Below are 21,525 nucleotides of genomic sequence, written 5' to 3'. Positions count from 1 at the left end.
GGTGCGACCTCGTTCTTGGCGATTCCTAAAAGCCGCGGGACGCACGGTTCCAAGAAAGTTCAAAGAATCAGCCGCCAATCTCAGGTCACGCATCACGGCGACACAAGAAAGGAGACCGCAGATGCAGACGTTGACGACGACAAAACGGATCCGTACGCGCCGGCCGATGACCGGACCCCAGGTATGGGATCGCGCCACCATCGACGACATGTCCTACCTGGTCACGCTCGAGCCGCACCAAGCCGACGCCTTCCTGCGGATCCGGGCTGACCTGCGACGAGGCGGTAAGCGGATCGACACCGTCGAGGCAGCCGACTTCACCGATCCCGCGCTGGCCGAGGTGGCCGACGCCATCAGCACGCATGTGCACTCCGGCCCCGGGTTCATCGTGCTGCGCGGACTGCCGTTCGACGGCTGGACCGACGAGGAAGCCTCGATGCTGTATTGGGGCATCGGCACCCATCTGGGCCGCCCGCTGCCGCAGAACCGGGCGGGCGAACGCGTCTATCTGGTTCAGGACACCGGCGCGACCCTCATGGAGGCACGCGGGTCGAAGACGAATCTCGGGATGATCTACCACACCGACTCGGCGGCCGCCTTCGTCGGCAGCCGTCCCGACATCCTCGCGCTGATGTGCCTACGCAAGGCGGTCTCGGGTGGGGAGTCGCTGATGGTCAGCGGTCACACCGCCTACAACACCCTGTTGGCCACGCGGGCGGATCTCGTCGACGTGCTCTACGGTGAGTTCCTTTTCGATCGGTCGAAGGACACGGCGGAAGGGGAGGATCCGGTGTCGCGCGGCGCGGTGTTCACCGACACTGCAGAAGGCGTTCAGATCCGCTACAACCGCTTACACATCGAACTGGGCCACCATCTTTCGGGCAATCCGCTGACGACTCTGCAGCGCGAGGCGCTCGATGCATTCGACGCGATCCTCAACGAGCCGGCGAACTCGATCGACTTCACGATGGAGCCCGGCGATGTGTTCTTCGCCGACAACGCCACGATGCTCCATAACCGGAATGCGTTCACTGACGCAGACGAGGTCGAGAAGCGGCGCTGCCTGGTGCGGCTCTGGCTGGCAACCGATCGTTAGACGTGTGGGTGGCGTATCGCCGCTCGGTCAGCGCCCGCTGTTGCTACGGCCGTGAATGGGCTCGGGAACGGGCACGATGGCATCGGGGAAGCGGGGGTGGGGTTGTTCGTTAGAGCCCTTGTGTCCCTGGCCGTTGTGCTCGCTGTGCGGGGCAGCACTGTATGGGAACAGGACGTGCATCTGCGTGGCCGCGCTGCCGGGGGTGGACACCGGCGCGACGTTGGGGCCCCTGGTCGTGGCTGCCAGCTCCTCGGGAACCTTGCGGGCGTCATCGACGGCCTCGCCGGCGGTGCCGCTCATGGCGGTGCCGTCCACAGTGGCACTGGGGGCGGCGTCGGCGTTGGCCGGTGCGGCGATGGTGACGACGAGGCTGCCCATGGAGGCCAGGCCGAAGGTGAAGAGTGCTGCGGTGGTGGCGAAGCGGGTCTTGATCATCGGAGTTCCTTTTTCTCGTAGCCACGTGGTGTGGCTGGTCGAGAAAAGAATCGAGCCGGGTCCTCAAGAGAACCTCAATGCCGCGTGCGTGCTGCCGGGCGGTCAGGAGGCAGGCGGGATCTCGAACGTGAAGTGGTATCCGGCGATGGAGATGACATCGCCGTCGGTGAGTGTCGTGCTGCCGCGAATGCGCTGGCCGCCCACCTTTACTCCGTTGGCCGAGCGCAGGTCGTTGATCACGAAGTTGGCGCCGGTGTCGATGATCGTGGCGTGGTATCGGCTCACCTTGGGGTCGTCGAGCACCACGCCGTTGTCGTCGCGGCGACCGATGCTCGTGGTCACGGTCTCCAGTGGGTAGCAGCGGCCAGCGGCGTCACGCAGCTGCGCGCGGCTCGTGCCTGCCGCGGTGAAACTCATCGTGTGCTGCGTGAGCATGGTGACAATGCCGGACGCGTCGTCCTGGGCGATCTGCTGGACGTCCAACCGCTCCTGGCGCAGGATCCGTTGCTCGAGTGTGCGCAGCGTCGGCCCGGGGTCGACGCCCAGCTCTTCGGACAACACGGATTTCACCCGGCGGAAGGCGTCCAAGGCCTCGGTCTGCCGCTCGGCCACGTAGTACGCAGTGATCAGCTGGGCCCACAGGGGTTCTCGATACGGGTGCTCGCCGACGAGTTCTTCGAGTTCGCTGATCACTGAATCGCCACGGCCGCAGGCGATTTCGGACTCCGCGCGCACCACTTGGGCCACCACCTTGTCCTCGATGAGTGCCGTGGCGAACGATTCGACGAAGCGGAACTCGCGCAGGTCCTCGAGTACGGGAGCGCGCCATTGCGCGAGAGCGGCAGCGAGTCGATCGCCGGCTTGCTTGAACCGACCAGCGGCGGCCGCTTGCACGCCGGCGGCCTTCTCGGTGGCGAACCGTCCGAGGTCACAGGAGGCGTCGGGCACGTTGAGCTGATAGCCGGGCCTGGCACTGGCCAGCACCGTCTTCGGGTCGACTCCGCCGGAGCCGAGGAGCTTACGCAGGTTCGCGATGTAGACGTGCAGGTTGTGGATGGCGTCCGCTTCCGGCGAATCCTCGTCCCATATCGCGGTGATGATCGAGTCTCGCGGGACCGGACGGTTGCGGTTGATCAGCAGCAGCGCCAACACCGCGCATTGCTTCGGCGTGCCCAATGGGACCGGCTGGCCGTTCACGGTGACCTGTAGCGGACCCAGCACGCCGAAATCCAGACCCTGCAGGACCACGACGCCCCTAGTCGACTCGGAGTTTCACCACCGGCGTGACGCCGGCATCGGTGACGTACACGTCGCCCGATGCGTCCACGGCTACACCCTGCGGATCGTTGAGGCCCGTGAAGGGCAGCGGTATCGCCTCGGTAGCGCCCGACCGCAATTGAAGCACTCCGGCGTTACCCCGGTCGGTGATGTAGATGTTGTGGTCGGCGTCAACCGCGATCCCGTGAGGATCGTTGAGGCCGGTAATGGGTAGCTCGGTCGCGGCAGGTGCACCGACCTCCAGTTTCAGCACTCGGTCGTTGTAGCCGTCGGTGACGAAGACGTCGCCGTGCGGGTCAACGGCCACGCCTCGGGGATCGTTGAGACCGGGCAACTGAAGCGGTGTCGCAGCGGGCGCGTCGACTGCCAGATGAAGCACGCGATCGTTTCCGCGGTCGATGACGTATACGTCGCCTGCTGCGCCGACTCCCACCCCGCGTGGATCGTTGAGACCACTGAACGGCAGTGGTATCGCCGCGGGCGCGCCCGCAGGCAGCCGCAGGATCCGATCATTACCCGAGTCGGCGACGTAGACGTCACCCTTGGCGTCGACCGCCACATCTTGGGGGTTCTTCAGGCCGCTGAAGGGCAACGGTGTCGCCGAAGTACCGCCCGCCGGGAGAACCACCACCCGATCGGTACCGATGTCGGTGACGTACGTGTTGCCTTCGCGGTCCACCGCTACCCCGGTGGCGAGTCGCACGTCTGAGAACGGCAACGGAATCTGCGATGAGTAACCTTGGTCGTCGGCGACAGAGGCGCCGCTCTCGTCCGATGACTGCCGCCCGATGATCATGACTGCCGCGACGGCGACTACCACGACTGCGACCGCAGCGGCAGTCACACCGATCGCCTTGCGCGACAAGCGAACTTGTTTTCTCCGGCGAGCTATCGCGATTTCGGCGGTGGGATCCGTCGGATTGCCTAACGCAGCGCGGGCCGCCACGGCCAGCTCCTGAGCGGACTCATACCGATCGCCGGGATCCTTCGCCATCCCTTTGGCGATCACCGCATCGAAGCCACCGGAACATTGGTATCGCTGGCGCTGGGTTGCGGCGGTGGGGTGTGCAGGTGGTGGGCGATCAAACCCTGCACGCCCATGTCACTGCTGAACGGTGGCCTGCCGGTGAGGCACTCGTACAGCACGCATGTCAGCGCGTACACATCGACGCGGGAGTGGGTTTTCACGGCGGCGCCGATCGCCTCCGGAGCCATATAGGCCGCGGTCCCGATGGTTTCACCGGCCTTGGTCAGCGTCGCGTCCCCGGACGCGTGGGCGATGCCGAAGTCGATCAGATAGGCGAAGTCGTTGGCGCACACCAGGATGTTGGAGGGTTTGACGTCGCGGTGCACCAGCCCGACATCGTGTGCGGCCTGAAGTGCGCCGGCCACCTGGGTGATGATGGCCACCGCACGCCCCGGCGTCAGCGCCCCCTCCTGTTTGATCAGCGAGCGCAGATCCGTACCGTCGACAAGTCGCATGTTCAGAAACAGCTGGCCGTCGACGTCGCCGAAATCGTGGATCGGGATGATGTGTGGCTCGGTCAGCTGTGCCACCGCCTCGCACTCTCGCCGGAACCGTTCGCGCGACTCGGCGTCGTCGGCGGAGTTCTCGGGCAACACCTTCAGCGCGACCACCCGATTGGTCTGCGAGTCGCGTGCCCGCCACACCTGGCCCATGCCGCCCGCGCCGAGCATCGACAGCAGCCCGTAACGTCCGAAGGACTTGACCGGCTGTTGGTCTTCTGTGGCGTCGCCACCGTCTCCGTCTGATGCTGAGCCGTTGGGGTCGCCGCTGTCGATGACCGTGTCATCCATGGCGGTGATAACCCCGTCCCTGTATGGCTGACGCCAATGTGTGTTCATTCAACCAGGCAGTACATCAATTCGGCGGCGGTTGCGCAGACGTTGTGCTGGGGACGCCGTGGTTGCTGGTCAGGGAGAAAGGTACGGCTGGGGCGAGGGTTTGACATCCTGTGAAAGATGCATCTTCGTGAGTGCATCTGGTGCAAATGATGTAGACGGGCTCGGCGGCTAGCTGGGTCCTGGACCGTCAATGCGTCGGGGGTGCCAAACCGTATCGCCGCGCGACGTCGTCGAGCCAGTCAGGCGTTCCGTAGGTCAAGCCGTACTTGTTCGCCAGCTCGGTGAACTCGGCCGAGCCATGAAGAGGCGCATCGGGTTTCGCGACAGCTGATTCGGACATCAGGAGCTCGCCCAGCTCGCGGAAGTAGTTCTCGAAACCGTTTCCGGGAGTGATGACCTCGATGATCCGGCCCGGCTCGGTCCCCGCGTTCCACATGGCGTGCATCTGGCCGCGCGGTTTGGTGATGTAGCCGCCCGGCCCCAGCACCACCTCGTTGTCGTCGGACCGGAAGCCGATCTCGCCCGCAAGCACGTATGAATGCTCGTCCTCGCGGGTATGACGATGCGCCGCGGTGAGCGTGCCGACGGGGAACGGATGCTCGACGATCGACACGAGGCCGCCGGTGGTTCGGCTGATGAGCTTGAAGACCGCCCCGAAACCCGGGATGGGGACGACGTCACCGTCGCCGGGCTGCACCACCTTCAACTGCGCACCGGTTGTCACAGACATGCGGGTCTCCTACTCGGGCCAGGCGTTGTTCAGGATGAGCTCGACGAAGTCCTCTCGCTGGAACGTCGGGTCGAAGTGGGCCAGCACGTCGTCGTTCATGGTTCCGAACGTGGTGTCCGGCCGGTGTTTCATGCCGTCGTTGAAGGCGGCGAGGATGCGGTTCTTGAAATCGGGACGTGGGTGCGCAGCAGTCACCGCAGCGACGGCTTCCGGCGAGAGCGCATCGCGACCGATGCCGAGCACGTCGGTCTCGACTCCGGCGATGACCAGGGCGGTCTCGGGATCGAGGAACTGCGGCACTCCGGGCGTGGTGTGCAATGCGATGCCCAGCCACACCTTTCGCGCGTCGGCGGCATCGACGCCGCGCTGCAGCAGGAAGTCCTGTGCCGCGTTGGCGCCGTCGACCTCGAAGCGCAGGCTCGACGTGCGGTAGCGCTCGGTGAGGCCCAAATCGTGGAACATCGCGGCGACGTAGAGCAGTTCGAGATCCGGTTGCAGGCCAAGGCGGCGACCCTGCAGCGCGGCGAACAGAAACACCCTGCGCGAATGGTCGAAGAGCAGGTCGTTTTCGGCCTCGCGAATGAAATCGGTCGCCTCGCGCACCAATGCGGTGTCGGGGATGGTGATCTCGGCGATCGATTGCAGCGACTGTGTTCCCATGGTCTACCTCCTCAGTTGGACTACTAATCGAGTCAACGCAGGTGGCGGGACGTTCACATACGGCCTTTGAGCCGTTCGTCGCACAGAATGCGACACAATGACGCGGTGGTGGCAGCGACTGCTCGCGCCCGGGTGGTGGTGATCGTCGTCTTCGACGACGTGACGATGCTCGATGTCGCAGGGGCGGGCGAGGTCTTCGCCGAAGCCAACCGATTCGGCGGCGACTATCAAATCAAGATCGCATCGGTGGACGGGCGCGATGTGACCACATCGATCGGAATCCGGCTGGGCGTCACCGACAGCGTCGGGTCCATCGAATCCGCTGACACCGTCCTGGTCGCCGGCAGCGACAACATTCCGGCGCGGCCGATTGACCCGGCACTCGTCGAGGCCGTGAAGTCGGTGGCGGGTCGGACTCGGCGACTGGGGTCCATCTGCACCGGGTCGTTCATCCTCGCGCAGGCCGGCCTGCTCAATGGTCGGCGCGCGACCACGCACTGGCACAACATCCGATCGTTCACCCGCGCTTTTCCCGACATCATCGTCGAACCGGACGCGATCTTCGTCCGGGACGGCGACGTCTTCACGTCGGCGGGTATCTCAGCGGGCATCGATCTCGCGCTCGCACTGGTCGAACAGGACTACGGCGCTGACCTCGTTCGCGATGTGGCTCGCTGGTTGGTCGTCTATCTCAAGCGCGCCGGCGGCCAGTCGCAATTCTCGTCGCTGATCGAGGCCAGCCCGCCGCCGCAGTCCGCGCTGCGGGCGGTCACCGACGCGATCGCGGCCGAGCCGCATGCGGACCACAGCGTGAAAACCCTTGCGGCGCGCGCCTCTCTGAGCACGCGACAGCTGACCCGGTTGTTCCGATCCGAACTCGGGACGACGCCTGCGGATTACGTGGAGATGGTCCGCATCGACGTCGCCCGCGCCGCCCTTGATGCCGGCCGCACCGTGACCGAGTCCGCAGGCCTGGCGGGATTCGGTAGCACCGAGACTCTGCGGCGCGCATTCGTCGAACACCTAGGCGTCTCACCGAAGGCCTACCGGGACAGATTCCGCACGGCCATCTGAGGATGGGCCGAACGTCACCCGAAGCATCGGAGCCGGTGACGGGAATCGAACCCGCGTTCTCAGCTTGGGAAGCTGATGTTCTGCCATTGAACTACACCGGCACGCTGGCCTGAGCCAGTGATCACGAAGGCTAACACTCGAGCGGCTACGCTCGTCGCGTGCTGCTCTCCGATCGCGACATCAGGTCCGAAATCGCCGCCGGTCGGCTGGGCATCGACCCGTTCGAAGAGAACCTCATCCAGCCGTCGAGCGTCGACGTGCGGCTGGACAACCTGTTCCGGGTGTTCAACAACACCCGCTACACCCACATCGACCCGGCGCTGCGTCAGGACGACCTCACGACGCTGGTCGAGCCCAAGGAAGGCGAGCCCTTCGTCCTTCATCCCGGCGAGTTCGTCCTCGGATCGACGCTGGAACGGTGCTCGCTGCCCAACGACCTCGCGGGCCGGCTCGAAGGCAAGTCGTCGCTCGGCCGACTCGGCCTACTGACCCACTCCACCGCGGGCTTCATCGACCCCGGGTTCAGCGGGCACATCACGCTGGAACTGTCCAACGTCGCGAACCTGCCGATCACGCTGTGGCCGGGCATGAAGATCGGCCAGCTCTGCCTGCTGCGGCTGACCAGTCCCGCCGAGCACCCGTACGGCAGCTCGCAGGCGGGCTCCAAGTATCAGGGCCAGCGCGGGCCCACGCCCTCGCGCTCGTATCTGAACTTCATCAAGTCCAGCTGAGCGCGCGTTGACTTTCCCAGCTGCGCGTTGACTCTGCGCTGACGGCGCTCTTCAGGTGGACTCTTGCGCCGTGGGCGCAGAGTGAACGAGCTTCGCCGACCGTGAGGTTTCGGTAATCCAGACGAAACACGAAACATGCCGGAAACATCGCTGCCGCGTGGCTGAAACCTGGGGTCGAAATGCTTCGTCGGAACTTCGCCAAAGGAGCCGACGTGCCAGAGATCGATCCCGCCGCGACCGCCTGGTTGTTGGCCGCCACCGCGATGGTCCTGCTGATGACACCGGGACTCGCCATCTTCTACGGCGGCATGGTCCGCACCACCGGCGTGCTCAACATGATCATGATGTGCTTCATCTCGATCCCGGCCTGCACGATCGCATGGCTGTTGGTCGGCTACACCGTCGCGTTCTCCGAGGACGCCGGTAAGGGACTGATCGGCAACCTCTCCCACTTCGGCATGCTCGGTATCGATCCGACGACCGTGCGCGGCACGGTGCCCGAGCTCCTGTTCGCCACTTTCCAACTGACCTTCGCGATCGTCACCGCCGCGCTCGTCAGCGGCGCGATCGCCGACCGCGCGCGATTCTCGGCGTGGGTGGTCTTCGTCCCGGTGTGGACCGTCGCGGTCTACGCCGTCGTGGCGCACTGGGTCTGGGGGCCCGACGGCTGGCTGTCCAACCTCGGGGTGCTGGATTATGCCGGCGGCCTGGTGGTCGAGATCGTCTCCGGCGCTTCGGCATTGGCGCTCGCACTGGTGCTCGGTCCGCGCATCGGCTTCAAGAAGGACGCCATGCGCCCGCATAACCTGCCGTTCGTTCTGCTCGGTGCGGGTCTGCTGTGGTTCGGCTGGTTCGGTTTCAACGCCGGCTCTGCACTGGCGGCCAACGGCACGGCGGCAGCCGTTTTTCTCAACACCCTGGTGGCCGGTTGTTTGGGCATGCTGGGCTGGATCACCGTCGAGCGCTTCCGTGACGGCAAGCCGACGACGTTCGGCGCCGCATCGGGTGTGGTCGCCGGCCTGGTCGCGATCACACCGTCGTGCGGGACGGTCAACACCCTCGGCGCATTCGTCGTCGGCCTGGCCGCAGGCGTCATCTGCTCATACGCCGTCGGGTTGAAGTTCCGCTGGAACTACGACGACTCGCTGGACGTGGTCGGCGTGCACTACGTCGGCGGACTCGTCGGCGTCCTACTCATCGGATTCCTCGCGGCAGAGGTGATGACCGCAGGCCCGGAGGGCCTGTTCTACGGCGGCGGCCTCGCCCAGCTCGGCAAGCAGGCGTTAGCCGCGCTGGTGGTCAGCATCTACGCGTTCGCCATGTCGTTCGCGTTGGCCAAGATCATCGATCGCGTCCTCGGATTCCGCGTCAGCGCCGAGGATGAGACGGCTGGCGTCGACTTCACCCAACACGCCGAGACCGCCTATGCCGAGGGTGTGCACGGGCATCAGCCGGTGCGCCGGCCGACCCTCGGGGGTTCCGCTACCTTGCAGCAGCGGGCCGATGCCGCCGAGGACACCGAGTCAACGAGCCTGGACTGAACTCGGCTGCCGCGGTTTTTGACCGGCCGGAAGCGTTCGGCCGTTGACCCGAGTAGGGTCGAGGTACCGGCGTTGTCGGGGCGCCGGAGCTGCCCGATGTCGGACCGGACTTGATCGGCTGCAGCAAACGCGTTCGGGAGTAACGCCCATGCTGAGCGAGTCGATTAAGTACTAGTTGTCGGCCGGTGCGGAGTGCGAGGCCCATCAGCGAACTAGATAGCGTAGCAAACTTTTGGAGGGGCTAGTGGACATCGTGCTGGGTGTGTCGACCACACCTACGACGGTCCGCATGGTGCTGGTCGAGGGGGAGATGGCCGACGGAGTGACCGTCGACCATGATTCGTTTGACGTCACCACGAACGAAGGCTCAGCAAACTCTGCGGCGGAGCAGGTCGTCGAGGCGATCCTGGGCACCCAGGAGAGCGCGACCGCCGGCGGTCATCACCTGAGGGCCGTCGGCATCACCTGGAGTCAGCACTCCGAGGGCGCCGCACTGCGCGACGCCCTGGCGGTCAGGAGCCTCGATGACGTGATGTTGGTGTCCGCGGGCCACGCCGCCGCGGAGCTTGCCCAGGCCGCAGGTCGTGCGGTCGGGTACGACACGACCGCGCTGTTGTTCGTCGACCGCGACACCGCCACCCTGTCGGTCGTTCAGACCGACGACGGGTCGGTGGTCAAGGTGCTCAGCCGCAGCCTGCACGGCGGGGATGCGATGGGGATCCTGACCGAGATGGCCGCCGCCGTCGACGCGCAGGACGCGCGCCCGCAGGGCATGTTCGTCGTCGGCTCGGGCGTCGACGTGTCCTCGGTGAAGGAACACCTACAGCATCTGGTCAGCCTCCCGGTCAGCGCGCCGGACGAACCCGAACTGGCACTGGCTCGCGGCGCCGCGCTGGCGGCCGCCAACGCCCCGGCGCTGGAGTCGTCCACGGTCGGCCTTGCCTACTCGCAGGATCCCGACGGCCCGACGGCCGGTTCGGCTCTCGCGGGCCTGGCCGGCGCCGAGACACAGCTGGCTGCGGTCGGCTCCGATGGTGCATCCCTCGACGACTACGACCCCCAGACGGAACTTCAGCTGCCCGGGGAGCGCAAGCCGTTCCTGCTCGTCGGCAGTGCGCTGACGTCTATCTTCGTCGTCGGCGTTGTGGCACTGGTCATTTCGCTGGCTGTGAGTATCCGCCCGACGGCCGACCAGCGGCCCAGCCCTGGCCAGAACGCCCTCGTACCCACAGTCGCGCCAGCGGCTCCGGCGCCGGCACCTACTCCGGAAGCAAAGCCGGCCGAGGCGCCGCCTCCTGCGCCGCCGCCGGCCGCCGAGACGATCAAGCCGCCGGTGCCCGTGGCGCAGCAGGTTCCGCAGGCGCCACCTCGCACGGTCTACGTCGAGGCCCCGCCGCCGGCTGCGCCGCCACCCGCGGCCGCCCCGGCGCCTGCACCTCCGCCCGCCGCGCCGGCACCCGCGCCGGCTCCGGTCTACATCCCGCCGCCCGTGTACAACCCGCCGCCGATCTACCGGCCGTGGAATCCGCCGTGGCGGCCGCACTATCTGCCGCCGAAGCCGTGGCAACCACCGCAGTGGAATCCACCGTGGGAGGACGAACCGGAGGAGGAGCCGCAGATCCCGCAGAACCCTCAGCTGCCGCAGACCCCGCAGCTGCCGCAGACCCCGCAACTGCCGCAGACCCCGCAGCAGCCTCAGGTTCCGCAGGCGCCGCAGTCGCCGTCCCTGGGCTCGGGTCCTCGGGGCTCAGGCCCCGGGTCGGGCTCAAACGGGCCCGGCTCGAGTCGCAGCCCGTACAACCCCGGTTCGCAATACCCGGGATCGGGATCGTTCGGCCGCGGTGGTGGCGGTGGAGGTAGCTGCTTCCTGATCTTCTGCAGCGGGGGCTGAGAACACCTCTAGGCCGCCGCGTTCATTCGTAACCCACCGTTGGTGTGCCGCTAAGTGTCGCGTAGCGATCAGCTCATCGCGGTTGCCTAAAGAGGTGGTATGCGATGTTCAGTCTTCGGCACGGGTTATCTCGGTGCGACGCACGCCGCCGGAATGGCCGAACTCGGGCACGACGTGATCGGTGTCGACATCGACCCAGGGAAAGTCGCCAAGCTCGCCTCCGGCGACGTCCCGTTCTACGAACCGGGTCTGCGGAAAATGTTGAGCGACAACATCGCTGCTGGCCGTCTGCGCTTCACCACCGACTACGACGCCGCCGCCCAATTCGCCGACGTGCACTTCCTCGGCGTCGGAACTCCGCAGAAGAAGGGCGAATACGGGGCTGACCTCCGCCACGTACACGCGGTCATCGACAGGTTGGTCCCGCTGCTCACGCGATCAGCCGTCGTCGTCGGAAAGTCGACGGTCCCGGTCGGGACGGCAGTCGAACTCGGCGAACGCGCGCGGTCGTTGGCAGCCGACGGCATCGATATCGAGGTGGCGTGGAATCCTGAATTCCTGCGCGAGGGCTTCGCCGTCCACGACACGCTGCATCCGGACCGCATCGTGCTTGGCGTGCCCAGCAATTCGGTAACGGCGGAAGCGGCCATCCGCGAGCTCTACGCACCGCTCCTCGCCGAGGGCGTGCCGTTCCTCGTCACCGACCTGCAGACCGCCGAATTGGTCAAGGTGTCCGCCAACGCATTTCTGGCCACGAAGATCTCCTTCATCAATGCGATCTCGGAGGTGTGCGAGGCGGTCGATGCCGACGTCACGATGCTCGCCGACGCGCTGGGTCACGACCCACGCATCGGGCGGCGATTCCTCAACGCGGGCCTCGGATTCGGCGGCGGCTGCCTGCCGAAGGACATCCGCGCGTTCATGGCCCGCGCCGGCGAGCTCGGCGCCAACCACGCGCTGACGTTCCTGCGCGAGGTGGACAGCATCAACATGCGCCGTCGCACCCGGATGGTGGAGTTGGCCACGACCGCTTGCGGCGGTTCGCTTCTCGGCGCCAACATCGCGGTTCTCGGCGCGGCGTTCAAACCCGAGTCCGACGACGTGCGCGACTCGCCGGCGCTCAATGTCGCAGGCATGCTGCAGCTCAACGGCGCCACGGTCAACGTTTACGACCCCCAGGCGATCGAGAACTCGCAGCGTTTGTTTCCGACGCTGAACTACTCCACGTCGGTGGTGGAGGCCTGCGAGCGCGCCGACGCGGTGCTGGTGCTGACCGAATGGCGCGAGTTCGTCGAGCTCGACCCTGACGATCTCGCCGATACCGTGCGCGCGAAAGTCGTTGTCGACGGCCGTAATTGCCTCGATACCGACCGCTGGTCCACGTCGGGCTGGCGGGTGTACTGCCTAGGCAGAAGCCCGCGCCGGGTCACTCCGTCGTCGCTTGTCTGAGCATCCCTTCGAAACCCTGCCACAACAGCCTGACAACGAGCTCGACGACGAGGTCTCTTGGTGTATCGCGGTTCTCGTACCACCATCTGGCCACGCCGTCGGCCGCCGACTGTGTTGCGCGGGCGAGGATCCAGGCGGCCTCGTCGAGGGTGATGCCGTTCAGCTGCGTCCGATCGCCCGCGCCGAACCGGATCAGATCGGCGATGCTCGCGGTCCCGCGATCGGCGATCTCCCGACACGCCGCGGCGATCTCCGGATCGGCATGCATGTCCTGGTGCAGCACGCGCCAGAAGAACGGATCCTCCTCGATGAACGTGAAGTAGCTCGAAATGCTGGCGCGGACCATCTCCTCGACCGAGCCTCCTTCGAGGCGGCGCAGCGAGCGCTCGCGCAACTGCGCGGAGTGCACCTCCAGAAGCGTGATGTGCAGTTCGCGCTTGGAGCCGAAGTGGTCGTACAAGACCGAGGGGACGACGCCGGCCCGCGCGGCGATGTCGGCCATCTTCGTGGCGGTGTATCCGTGCTCGGCGAACACCTCCACGGCTGCGTCGAGGATGCGAACCCGGCGCTCTTCGGCGGACATCCGCTTCCTTGCCATACCGAATGATAATTCGGTAAGCTCGGATCCCATAACCGAATTACAATTCGGTTAATCGCGGAAGCACCGTTCCAGGGCGGGAGGGGCATGACTCAAGGCCCGATCAAGCAGCGGATTCACTGGCTTGCCCTGCACGGCCTGATTCGCGGAGTCTCGAAGTTCTTCGCCCGTAGGGGTGATCCGCAGGGCCGGCTGCTCGCCGACCCGGCCGTGCGAGCCGACCCCGTCGCATTCATCGACGAAGTGCGGGCGATGGGCCCGATCGTCAAGTGCCGGGCCGCGTATCTCACCGTCGACCACAAGATCGCCAACGACCTGTTGCGCTCCGATGATTTCGCGGTCTTCGGTATCGGATCCAATCTGCCCAAAGCGGCGCAGTGGGTGGCGGACCGCACGCGGTCCGATCTCATGCACCCGATTCGGCCGCCTTCGATGCTGTCGGTTGAGCCGCCGCAGCACACCCGCTACCGCAAGCTGGTGTCGTCGGTATTCACCCCACGCGCGGTCGCCGCACTGCGCGACCGCGTCCAGGAATCGGCCAACGAAATTCTCGAGGGGCTCACCGACGCCGGCACCACCGACATCGTCGACCGGTACTGCTCGCAACTTCCCGTCACGGTCATCGGCGACATCCTCGGCGTGCCGGAGGACGCGCGACCGCGGATCCTCGAGTTCGGTGAACTCGGGGCGCCGAGCCTCGACATCGGGTTGACGTGGCGGCAGTACCAGACGGTCAACCGGGGCATCGAGGGCTTCAGCGACTGGCTGACGAACCACCTTCGAACGTTGCACCGCAATCCCGGCGATGACTTGATGAGCCAGATCATCTTGGCCTCCGAGGACGCCGACGGGGGTCCCCTCACGGAGCGGGAGCTGTTGGCGACCGCGGGGCTGGTGCTGGCGGCGGGTTTCGAGACCACGGTCAACCTGCTGGGCAACGGAATTCGGATGCTGCTGGAGACCCCCGAGCATCTCGAGACCCTGGCGGCCCGTCCCGAATTGTGGCCCACGGCGGTCGAGGAGATTCTGCGGCTGGACTCGCCGGTGCAACTGAGTGCGCGTATTGCGACAAAGGACAGCGACGTGGCCGGTGTGACGGTGCGGCGCGGCAAGGCCGTGATCATCTATCTCGCGGGTGCCAACCGCGATCCCAAGGTCTTCGACGATCCGCACAGGTTCGACATCGAACGTCAGAATGCGGGCAAGCACCTTTCGTTCTCGGGCGGCAGGCACTTCTGCCTCGGCGCCGCGCTGGCGCGTGCCGAAGGTGAAGTCGGGCTGCGTACCTTCTTCGAGCGCTTCCCGGACGCACGGCTGGCCGGTGGTGGCAGCCGTCGCCAAACCCGGGTGTTGCGTGGCTGGTCGTCGCTTCCGATCACGCTCGGGAAGGCCCGCACCGCTGTAAGTTAGTGATGTGGACTTACGAGCGGCGCTGCTCGACCAAACCCAGGCATTCGGCGAATTGGTCCGCGGCGCAGACCCTTTGACGCCGATCCCGACCTGTCCCGACTGGACCCTCAAACAGTTGTTCCGCCATGTCGGACGGGGCACGCGATGGGCCGCGCAGATCATCGCCGAGCGCCGCAACGAACCGGTCAACCCGCGCGAAGCACGCAACGGCAAGCCGCCGGACGATCCCGACGCCGCGATCGACTGGCTCAACGGCGGGGCCCGTGCGGCGATCGCCGCAGTCGAACAGGTCGGCTCCGACGCCCGGGTCTGGACCGCTGCGGGCATGCGGCCCGCGGGATGGTGGATACGCCGGCTTCTGCACGACGTGGCGGTGCACCGCGCCGATGCCGCCCTCGCGCTCGGGGCCGACTACGACCTGTCGCCGGAGCTGGCGGCCGACGCCATCAACGAGTGGATCGAGCTCATGGTGCTCCAAGGGGCTCGGATGGCCACGCCGCCGGTGGAGCGCGGCCGCACGCTGCATCTGCACGCCACCGACGCCGGGCTCGGGCCGACCGGGGAATGGTCTATCGCGCATGACGACGGTGGCCTGACCTGGACTCATGAGCACGGTAAGGGGGACGTCGCGCTACGCGGGCCGGCCAGGGATCTGCTGCTCGCGATCGCGCGCAGGCGGCCGGTGGCCGAGCTCGATATCGAGGTTTTCGGCGACTCCGCCGTATGGGACGGGTGGCTCGAGCGCACCCCGTTCTGACCGGCGCCTGCACACCGGTTGGTACCTTCACGACCATGACCACTTCGGAGATCGCGACCGTGCTGGCATGGCATGACGCGCTCAAAGACCAGGACCTCGACACCCTGATCCAGGTCTCCAGCGACGACATCGAGTTCGGCGAGGCCGGTGGCGCAGGCCAGGGACACGCCGCCCTGCGCGACTGGGCCAAGACGGTGGCGCCCGCGGCCGCCGTGCCGGGGCGGATGTATGTGCGCGACGGCGTGGTGGTCGCCGAGGAGGAGGACGGCAGAGCGTCGGCGTTCCGGGTCGTGCGCGATCACGTCACGTCGGTGTTCCGTCACGACGACCTCGCGTCGGCCCTGGCGGCCACCGAGCTGACCGAGAAGGATCTGGTGAGCTGATGAAGGGGATCATTCTCGCAGGCGGATCGGGGACACGGCTCTATCCGATCACCATGGGGGTCAGCAAGCAGCTGGTGCCGGTCTACGACAAGCCGATGATCTACTACCCGCTGTCCACGCTCATCATGGCGGGCATCCGCGACATCCAGGTGATCACCACGGGTGATGATGCACCCGCGTTCCACCGATTGCTCGGCGACGGCTCGCATTTCGGCATCAACCTCACCTATGCCGTACAGGATCGGCCCGACGGTCTGGCGCAGGCGTTCATCATCGGTGCCGACCATATCGGAAACGACTCGGCGGCATTGGTGTTGGGCGACAACATCTTCTATGGCCCGAGCCTGGGCACCAGCCTGACGCGGTTTCAAAACATCGACGGTGGTGCGATTTTCGCGTATTGGGTGGCCAATCCATCCGCCTACGGTGTGGTTGAGTTCAGCGACGACGGCATCGCGCTGTCCCTGGAGGAGAAGCCCGCAACTCCGAAGTCGCACTACGCGGTCCCCGGCCTGTACTTCTACGACAACGACGTCATTGAGATCGCGCGCTCGATAAAGCCCTCGGCCCGAGGAGAATACGAGATCACCGACGTCAACCGGACGTACCTGAACCAGGGTCGCCTTGCGGTCGAGGTCCTCGCCCGTGGAACCGCATGGCTGGACACCGGAACATTCGACTCGCTGCTGGACGCCAGCGATTACGTGCGCACCATCGAACGCCGACAGGGCCTGAAGATCGGTGCCCCCGAGGAAGTCGCCTGGCGCGCCGGATTCATCGACGACGACCAGTTGGCCACCCGCGCAAAGGAATTGCTCAAGTCCGGATACGGGGCGTATCTACTGGGGTTGTTGGAGCGCTAGTCGTCGCGAGCATCGCCGCGATCGCAGTCGTCAACGGTACCGACAGCGCCAACGCGATACCGCCGACCGCTGAGCGTGCGATCTCGATGGCCACGCTCTCGCTGGTCAGTACATCGCCAAGCGACCGGTTGGCCACGCTGAACAACAACAGCAGCGGCAGCGCGCTACCCGCGTACGCGAGCACCAGCGTGTAGACGGTGCTGGCGATGTGGTCGCGCCCCACCCGCATGGCGCCGACGAACACCGCACGGCGCGAGGCGCCCTCCATCGCAGCCAACTCGAAGGCCGTCGACGCCTGGGTGACGGTGACGTCGTTGAGGACACCGAGCGAGCCGACGATGAATCCGGCCAGCAGCAGGCCGGTGATCGACACGTTGCCCAAATACGTCTCGACCGCGTTGTTCTCCTCTTCGGAGAGACCGGTCAAGTGCGTCAACGCGATTGCGGCCCAGGACAGTAGCGCGGCCAACGACAACGAGGCGAGCGTGCCCAGCAGCGCCGCACTGGTGCGCAGGCTCACGCCGTGTGCCAGGTAGATGACCGCATAGAGGATCAGCGACGACGCCACCAACGCGACGGGGATGGCCGCGGCGCCGTCACGCAGGGCGGGCAGCATGAACACGACGAGCACCACGAAGGCGACGACGATGCCGACCAGCGCCCGCAATCCGCGCCACCGGGCCACTGCGACGACCACCAGGGCGAACGTCACCGCCAGCCCTATCAACGGCCACGCTCGCTCATAGTCGTAGAAGGAATACGTCGTGGTGCCGGCCGGGTCGACCTGACGGGTTATCCGGATCTGGTCACCGACCGCGAGCTGGGGCTGCCCGGCTCCGCCGCTGAACTCCAGCAGCGTGTTCGCGCCTTCGTTCGGCCCGGAGTCGATCGCGACGAACGCCTGCACGCAGTTGAGGTCGCCCTGCGCGGGCGCCGGAGGGGCGGTCAGCACCGCGCCCACCGACTGGTACCCGCACGGCGCGGCGCTGGTCGACGCCACATGGCCCGCCTCGGTGGTGACTGCACCACCCGCCGCGTTCTGGAACGGCAGCGGGATGTCGACCTTCTGCTTACTCGGCCACAGCCAGGCGGCCCCGGCCAGCGTCACGACGCCGATGGCGATCAGCAGGCCGACGACAACCTTGGCGACGAGCGGTCCGAAGGGGGTTGGGCCCTGCAGGGAATGCGAATGCGCGTGCGAGTGCGTCACCCGCAACAGGGTAGAGGTTGCTCAACGGGGTCCAGGGCGACCGAGATCCGCACCTGTACCGACAGGCCTGTCACTGCGAGTACGGCCGAGAGCGGCGCCGAGGGCGACCATCCCGACGCCAAGCACGAGATGCAGCCAATTGTCGGCATCGTTGACGGGCACGAAGTTCGCTGCGCTGTGGTGATCGATCACGAGCCCGTAGACGAAGAGCACCAGGTACACGATGCCGCCGCCGATGAGGAACATGCGGGCGCCGTTGAGGGTGCGGGCCAAGGCAACGCCTGCGATGCCGAATGCCAAGTGCACCAGGTTGTGCAGGATCGACACGTTGAATATCCCGAGCAGTGCCGCTTCCGATTGATGGCCCGCAAAGCTGAGCTGGTCGTAGTTCGTCGTGATGCCCGGGATGAAGCCGAGTACGCCGACAGCTAGGAAGACCACGCCGACAACGAGGGCGGCCTTCTGTACTGGTGTCGCGAAGGTGGTGCGGGCTGGATGAGCTGTAGTCGTGTTTTATCGCCTCGAGTTGTTGGTGTACGGGTACGGACTCCCTCGGCTGGAAGCGAACGCCTCCGTGTGATACCCGGGCCTCGCTGTGGCAAACGCGTTGCGTATCTTCGTTGTTCGGCTAGTCGCGAAGTGTTTGGACGTGCTCTCACTTCGGGCAACGATTCGGCATGCGCGCCGACCACCGCCACCGGCGGACTGCTGGGCCATGATCAACATCCCCCGGCCTAGTTGTATGCGAAGGGTCGACAGGAACTAGCGGCCTATCCAGACTGGAAGCCGTGGAGCGTGACGGGTGCTCGTCGAGGCGCCCCTGCGCTACCCGCCTTGAGGCGAGGTCTGGCGCTTGCGCTTCTCGGCGTCGGCCAGATCCTCGATCTGATCGGCCTGCGCGCGCTTGGCATCGGCCTCTGCGCGCTCCTCGGCCGCATCCTCGAGCTTCGACGCCGCGGCCTTGGCCGCCGCCTGCTCGTTGGCACCAATCTTGGCGTGCTCCTCGCGCTTTGCCGCTTCCGCCGCCTTGGTGCGCTGTGCCGCAACTTCGTCGGCCTGCTTCTTCGCGGCGGCGGTGCGCTGGGCGCTCGCCACCGACGCCTCGCGCTTCTGCTCATCGGCCGAGGCGCGGGCGTCATCGATCTTGTCCTGCGCGGTGGCGCGTGCGTCCTGTTGCTCTTTGCTGGCCTTGTTGCTCGTGGCCTTCAGGCCGGCGCGTGATTGCTGCTGGGCCCGATCGGCGGCCGCATCCAGCCGCGCTGCTCGGCCGAGCGCATCGCTGCGTTGGGCGAGCACAGTGCCTCTATCTGCAAGTTCCTTGTCGCCCAACGCATTCCCGACCGTGGAATCAAGCAGGCCGAACGACCGTTCGTAAAACAAGCGCGCGGGTGCCTCCGAGTCCATGCGGCTGAAGACATGCTGCTCGATCAACTCGAGAGGGAATCGTGCGATTCGGTATTGAAGGCGCAAGACGGCCAGTGGGGCCTCGACGATATTCATTCAAACTCCTGTAAGTGTGCCGGCGCTCAGGGCAGGTCGGCTTGGTTGGTCATCTGGTCAGCTTGCCGTCTGATGCGGTCAGCCTCGGCCTTCGCGGTCGACGCGGCTCGCGTCGTGGAAAGATGGTCATCGACTGCATCGGTCACTTCTTCAGCAGCGGACTCGACGTCTTCACGCTCCTCCGCTTTGGCCTGTGCGATGTTGGCGTGTGCATCGAGCTCGGCCTGGGTCTTCTCGCGGGCAGCCCGCTGCTGCTCGGACTTCTCCGCTGCGTGCTTCAGGCTTTCCTGCTGGTGATGCGCTGACCTCTCCGCCGCGGCGGTTTTCGCGTTCACCGCAGCTCTGGCCTGTGCGCTTTCGGCCCTGGCGTCGGCTGCCTGCTCCCGGGCCTTGGCGGCCTCGGCGTCGGCGACAGCCTCGACGTTGTTGGCCTCTTTGCGCTCCTTGGCCTGCGCCTGTTCAAGCTGGCCCTCCGCGGTCAACGAATCGTTGCCGGTCACCGCGCCGGCGACTTCCTTGACCTTTCCCTTCACGGAGTCGAGTAGTCCCTTGCGGGCTTCGTCGGCCTTCTTGTGCTCAGTCATCTGGCCCTTTCCTGGCGGGTCGACGCCGCATGAAGCGGCGGTATGCGCAGTAACCCGCGCCATGTTTCTTGATTTGGACTGCGCTCCATCCAGTCGAAATGGATACATTCCGACCGTGAAATCGCGGACCGGTTGCTCCGTCCGCAGGGCAGTGGTTACCCGACGCCGTAGGTGGTAAACCTGCCCGGCTACTGCCGGTAGCTCACCAGGAAGTTGCCCAGTCGCTCAATCGCGTTGGCCAGATCACGAGCCCACGGCAGCGTCACGATGCGCAGATGATCGGGTGTCGGCCAGTTGAAGCCGGTGCCCTGGGTGACCAGGATCTTCTCCTGCAGCAGCAGGTCGAGAACCAGCTGTTCATCGTCGACGATGTCGTACACCTCGGGGTCCAGCCGAGGGAATGCATAAAGCGCGCCTTGGGGTTTCACGCACGAGACCCCGGGGATCTCGTTGAGCTTCGACCATGCGACGTCGCGCTGTTCGAGCAGGCGTCCGCCAGGCAACACCAGGTCCTCGATGCTCTGATATCCGCCCAGCGCAACCTGAATCGCGTACTGCGCAGGCACATTCGGGCACAGCCGCATGTTGGCCAACAGGCTGATGCCCTCGAGGAAACTGGCCGCATGTTCCTTGGGGCCGGTGATCACCAGCCAGCCCGAGCGGTATCCGGCCACGCGATACGCCTTGGACAAACCGTTGAACGTCAGCGTGAGCAGATCCGGCGCCAGCGTGGCCAGGCAGATGTGCTGAGCGTCGTCGTAGAGAATCTTGTCGTAGATCTCGTCGGCGAGCAGCAGCAGTTGATGCTTGCGCGCCAATTCGACCATCTGCTCGAGGATTTCGGCGCTGTACACCGCACCGGTCGGGTTGTTCGGATTGATCACCACCAGCGCCTTGGTGCGGTCGGTGATCTTGGCTTCCAGATCGGCGATGTCGGGCTGCCAGCCTTGGGTCTCGTCGCACAGGTAGTGCACCGGCGTGCCGCCGGCCAGCGAGGTCGACGCGGTCCACAGCGGATAGTCCGGCGCCGGGATGAGCACCTGGTCGCCGTTGTCCAGCAGCGCCTGCAGTGTCATCGTGATCAGCTCGGAGACCCCGTTGCCGAGGTACACATCGTCGATGTCGAACTTCGGAAAGTTCTCGATCAGCTCGTAGCGGGTGAAGACCGCGCGCCGGGCGGGTTGGATGCCCTTGGAATCGGAGTAACCCTGCGCATACGGCAGCGCCTGGATCATGTCGCGCATGATGACGTCGGGCGCCTCGAACCCGAACGGGGCCGGGTTGCCGATGTTCAGCTTGAGGATGCGGTGGCCCTCGGCCTCCAGTCGCGACGCGTGCTCGTGTACCGGTCCGCGGATCTCGTAGAGAACGTCCTGCAGCTTGGATGACTGCGTGAACGTGCGCTGGCGCGGGTGATGGCCCGCGTTATGCAGGGGCACGTGGTGCGTCGTCACACCCACCATGGTCTC

The 21,525-nt window shown here is 66.0% G+C and carries 22 protein-coding genes and 1 tRNA gene; 10 read left to right on the top strand and 13 right to left on the bottom strand.

Features of this window, described 5'->3' with window-relative positions; all coding sequences use genetic code 11:
* Positions 1-166: 166 nt before the first annotated feature.
* Positions 167-1,096, top strand: a complete 930-nt coding sequence (locus G6N43_RS30180) for a TauD/TfdA family dioxygenase (protein ID WP_163658276.1) — start codon at positions 167-169, stop codon at positions 1,094-1,096.
* A gap of 27 nt (positions 1,097-1,123) precedes the next feature.
* Here G6N43_RS30180 and G6N43_RS30175 read toward each other — a convergent pair whose 3' ends face one another.
* From G6N43_RS30175 to G6N43_RS30155, 6 genes are all read right to left on the bottom strand, one after another.
* Positions 1,124-1,531, bottom strand: a complete 408-nt coding sequence (locus G6N43_RS30175; RefSeq protein ID WP_083152744.1) for a hypothetical protein — start codon at positions 1,529-1,531, stop codon at positions 1,124-1,126.
* A gap of 102 nt (positions 1,532-1,633) precedes the next feature.
* Positions 1,634-2,779, bottom strand: coding sequence for a BTAD domain-containing putative transcriptional regulator (locus G6N43_RS30170; RefSeq protein ID WP_083152745.1), 1,146 nt, complete (start codon positions 2,777-2,779; stop codon positions 1,634-1,636).
* Positions 2,780-2,786: 7 nt separating this feature from the next.
* Positions 2,787-3,653 carry an NHL repeat-containing protein gene (locus tag G6N43_RS30810; protein WP_234810114.1) on the bottom strand — a complete coding sequence of 289 codons (867 nt, stop codon included), beginning with the start codon at positions 3,651-3,653 and terminating at the stop codon, positions 2,787-2,789.
* Positions 3,654-3,814: 161 nt separating this feature from the next.
* Positions 3,815-4,627, bottom strand: coding sequence for a serine/threonine-protein kinase (locus G6N43_RS30805; RefSeq protein ID WP_234810115.1), 813 nt, complete (start codon positions 4,625-4,627; stop codon positions 3,815-3,817).
* 235 nt (positions 4,628-4,862) lie between these two features.
* A complete protein-coding gene (locus G6N43_RS30160) occupies positions 4,863-5,405 on the bottom strand; it encodes a cupin domain-containing protein (RefSeq protein WP_083152746.1) in 543 nt (180 codons plus the stop codon).
* A gap of 9 nt (positions 5,406-5,414) precedes the next feature.
* Complete coding sequence (locus tag G6N43_RS30155; protein WP_083152747.1) at positions 5,415-6,065, bottom strand: HD domain-containing protein; 651 nt, start codon at positions 6,063-6,065, stop codon at positions 5,415-5,417.
* Between the two features lie 87 nt (positions 6,066-6,152).
* On the opposite strand from G6N43_RS30155, the gene G6N43_RS30150 reads away from it, so the two are divergent.
* A complete protein-coding gene (locus tag G6N43_RS30150) occupies positions 6,153-7,139 on the top strand; it encodes a GlxA family transcriptional regulator (RefSeq protein ID WP_179967946.1) in 987 nt (328 codons plus the stop codon).
* Positions 7,140-7,169: 30 nt separating this feature from the next.
* Here the strand turns inward: G6N43_RS30150 and G6N43_RS30145 are convergent.
* Positions 7,170-7,240: transfer RNA gene (locus G6N43_RS30145), tRNA-Gly, on the bottom strand.
* Positions 7,241-7,297: 57 nt separating this feature from the next.
* On the opposite strand from G6N43_RS30145, the gene dcd reads away from it, so the two are divergent.
* The 4 genes from dcd to G6N43_RS30125 all read left to right on the top strand — a co-directional run bounded on the left by dcd (position 7,298) and on the right by G6N43_RS30125 (position 12,751).
* Entirely contained in the window at positions 7,298-7,870 is a 573-nt protein-coding gene (gene dcd / locus G6N43_RS30140; RefSeq protein ID WP_083152748.1) for a dCTP deaminase, read from the top strand.
* Positions 7,871-8,049: 179 nt separating this feature from the next.
* Positions 8,050-9,411, top strand: a complete 1,362-nt coding sequence (locus G6N43_RS30135) for an ammonium transporter (protein ID WP_083152749.1) — start codon at positions 8,050-8,052, stop codon at positions 9,409-9,411.
* A 244-nt stretch (positions 9,412-9,655) separates the two neighbouring features.
* Entirely contained in the window at positions 9,656-11,302 is a 1,647-nt protein-coding gene (locus G6N43_RS30130; RefSeq protein ID WP_083152750.1) for a DUF7159 family protein, read from the top strand.
* A 99-nt stretch (positions 11,303-11,401) separates the two neighbouring features.
* Positions 11,402-12,751, top strand: coding sequence for a UDP-glucose dehydrogenase family protein (locus G6N43_RS30125; protein WP_083152751.1), 1,350 nt, complete (start codon positions 11,402-11,404; stop codon positions 12,749-12,751).
* Here G6N43_RS30125 and G6N43_RS30120 read toward each other — a convergent pair.
* A complete protein-coding gene (locus G6N43_RS30120; RefSeq protein WP_083152752.1) occupies positions 12,729-13,349 on the bottom strand; it encodes a TetR/AcrR family transcriptional regulator in 621 nt (206 codons plus the stop codon). The genes G6N43_RS30125 and G6N43_RS30120 overlap by 23 nt on opposite strands.
* A gap of 87 nt (positions 13,350-13,436) precedes the next feature.
* On the opposite strand from G6N43_RS30120, the gene G6N43_RS30115 reads away from it, so the two are divergent.
* Genes G6N43_RS30115 through rfbA form a run of 4 tightly spaced genes read left to right on the top strand, consistent with a single transcriptional unit; the run spans position 13,437 to position 16,762 of the window.
* Positions 13,437-14,759: a cytochrome P450 gene (locus tag G6N43_RS30115; RefSeq protein WP_083152753.1), complete on the top strand. Its 1,323-nt coding sequence runs from the start codon at positions 13,437-13,439 to the stop codon at positions 14,757-14,759.
* Between the two features lie 4 nt (positions 14,760-14,763).
* Positions 14,764-15,516, top strand: coding sequence for a maleylpyruvate isomerase family mycothiol-dependent enzyme (locus tag G6N43_RS30110; protein WP_083152754.1), 753 nt, complete (start codon positions 14,764-14,766; stop codon positions 15,514-15,516).
* A 35-nt stretch (positions 15,517-15,551) separates the two neighbouring features.
* Positions 15,552-15,899, top strand: coding sequence for a hypothetical protein (locus G6N43_RS30105; RefSeq protein ID WP_083152809.1), 348 nt, complete (start codon positions 15,552-15,554; stop codon positions 15,897-15,899).
* Positions 15,899-16,762 (top strand): glucose-1-phosphate thymidylyltransferase RfbA, encoded by an 864-nt coding sequence (rfbA, locus tag G6N43_RS30100; protein WP_083152755.1) that lies wholly within the window; start codon positions 15,899-15,901, stop codon positions 16,760-16,762. The genes G6N43_RS30105 and rfbA overlap by 1 nt, the downstream gene beginning before the upstream one ends.
* Here the strand turns inward: rfbA and G6N43_RS30095 are convergent.
* The 5 genes from G6N43_RS30095 to G6N43_RS30075 form a co-directional block, all read right to left on the bottom strand.
* Complete coding sequence (locus G6N43_RS30095; protein WP_179967945.1) at positions 16,716-17,972, bottom strand: YibE/F family protein; 1,257 nt, start codon at positions 17,970-17,972, stop codon at positions 16,716-16,718. The genes rfbA and G6N43_RS30095 overlap by 47 nt on opposite strands.
* 21 nt (positions 17,973-17,993) lie before the next feature.
* Positions 17,994-18,413, bottom strand: coding sequence for a DUF4383 domain-containing protein (locus G6N43_RS30090; protein WP_083152757.1), 420 nt, complete (start codon positions 18,411-18,413; stop codon positions 17,994-17,996).
* 384 nt (positions 18,414-18,797) lie between these two features.
* Positions 18,798-19,472, bottom strand: a complete 675-nt coding sequence (locus G6N43_RS30085; protein ID WP_083152758.1) for an IF2 family translation initiation factor — start codon at positions 19,470-19,472, stop codon at positions 18,798-18,800.
* Positions 19,473-19,498: 26 nt separating this feature from the next.
* On the bottom strand, positions 19,499-20,056 hold the full coding sequence (locus tag G6N43_RS30080) for a CsbD family protein (protein WP_083152759.1): 558 nt from the start codon (positions 20,054-20,056) through the stop codon (positions 19,499-19,501).
* 188 nt (positions 20,057-20,244) lie between these two features.
* Positions 20,245-21,519: a pyridoxal phosphate-dependent aminotransferase gene (locus G6N43_RS30075; protein ID WP_179967944.1), complete on the bottom strand. Its 1,275-nt coding sequence runs from the start codon at positions 21,517-21,519 to the stop codon at positions 20,245-20,247.
* Between the last annotated feature and the right edge of the window lie 6 nt (positions 21,520-21,525).

It is taken from the genome of Mycolicibacterium moriokaense, assembly GCF_010726085.1.
Taxonomy (GTDB): Bacteria; Actinomycetota; Actinomycetes; order Mycobacteriales; family Mycobacteriaceae; genus Mycobacterium; species Mycobacterium moriokaense.
The sequence above is the reverse complement of the archived record's forward strand: the minus strand, read 5'-3'. Positions and strand labels throughout refer to the sequence as shown.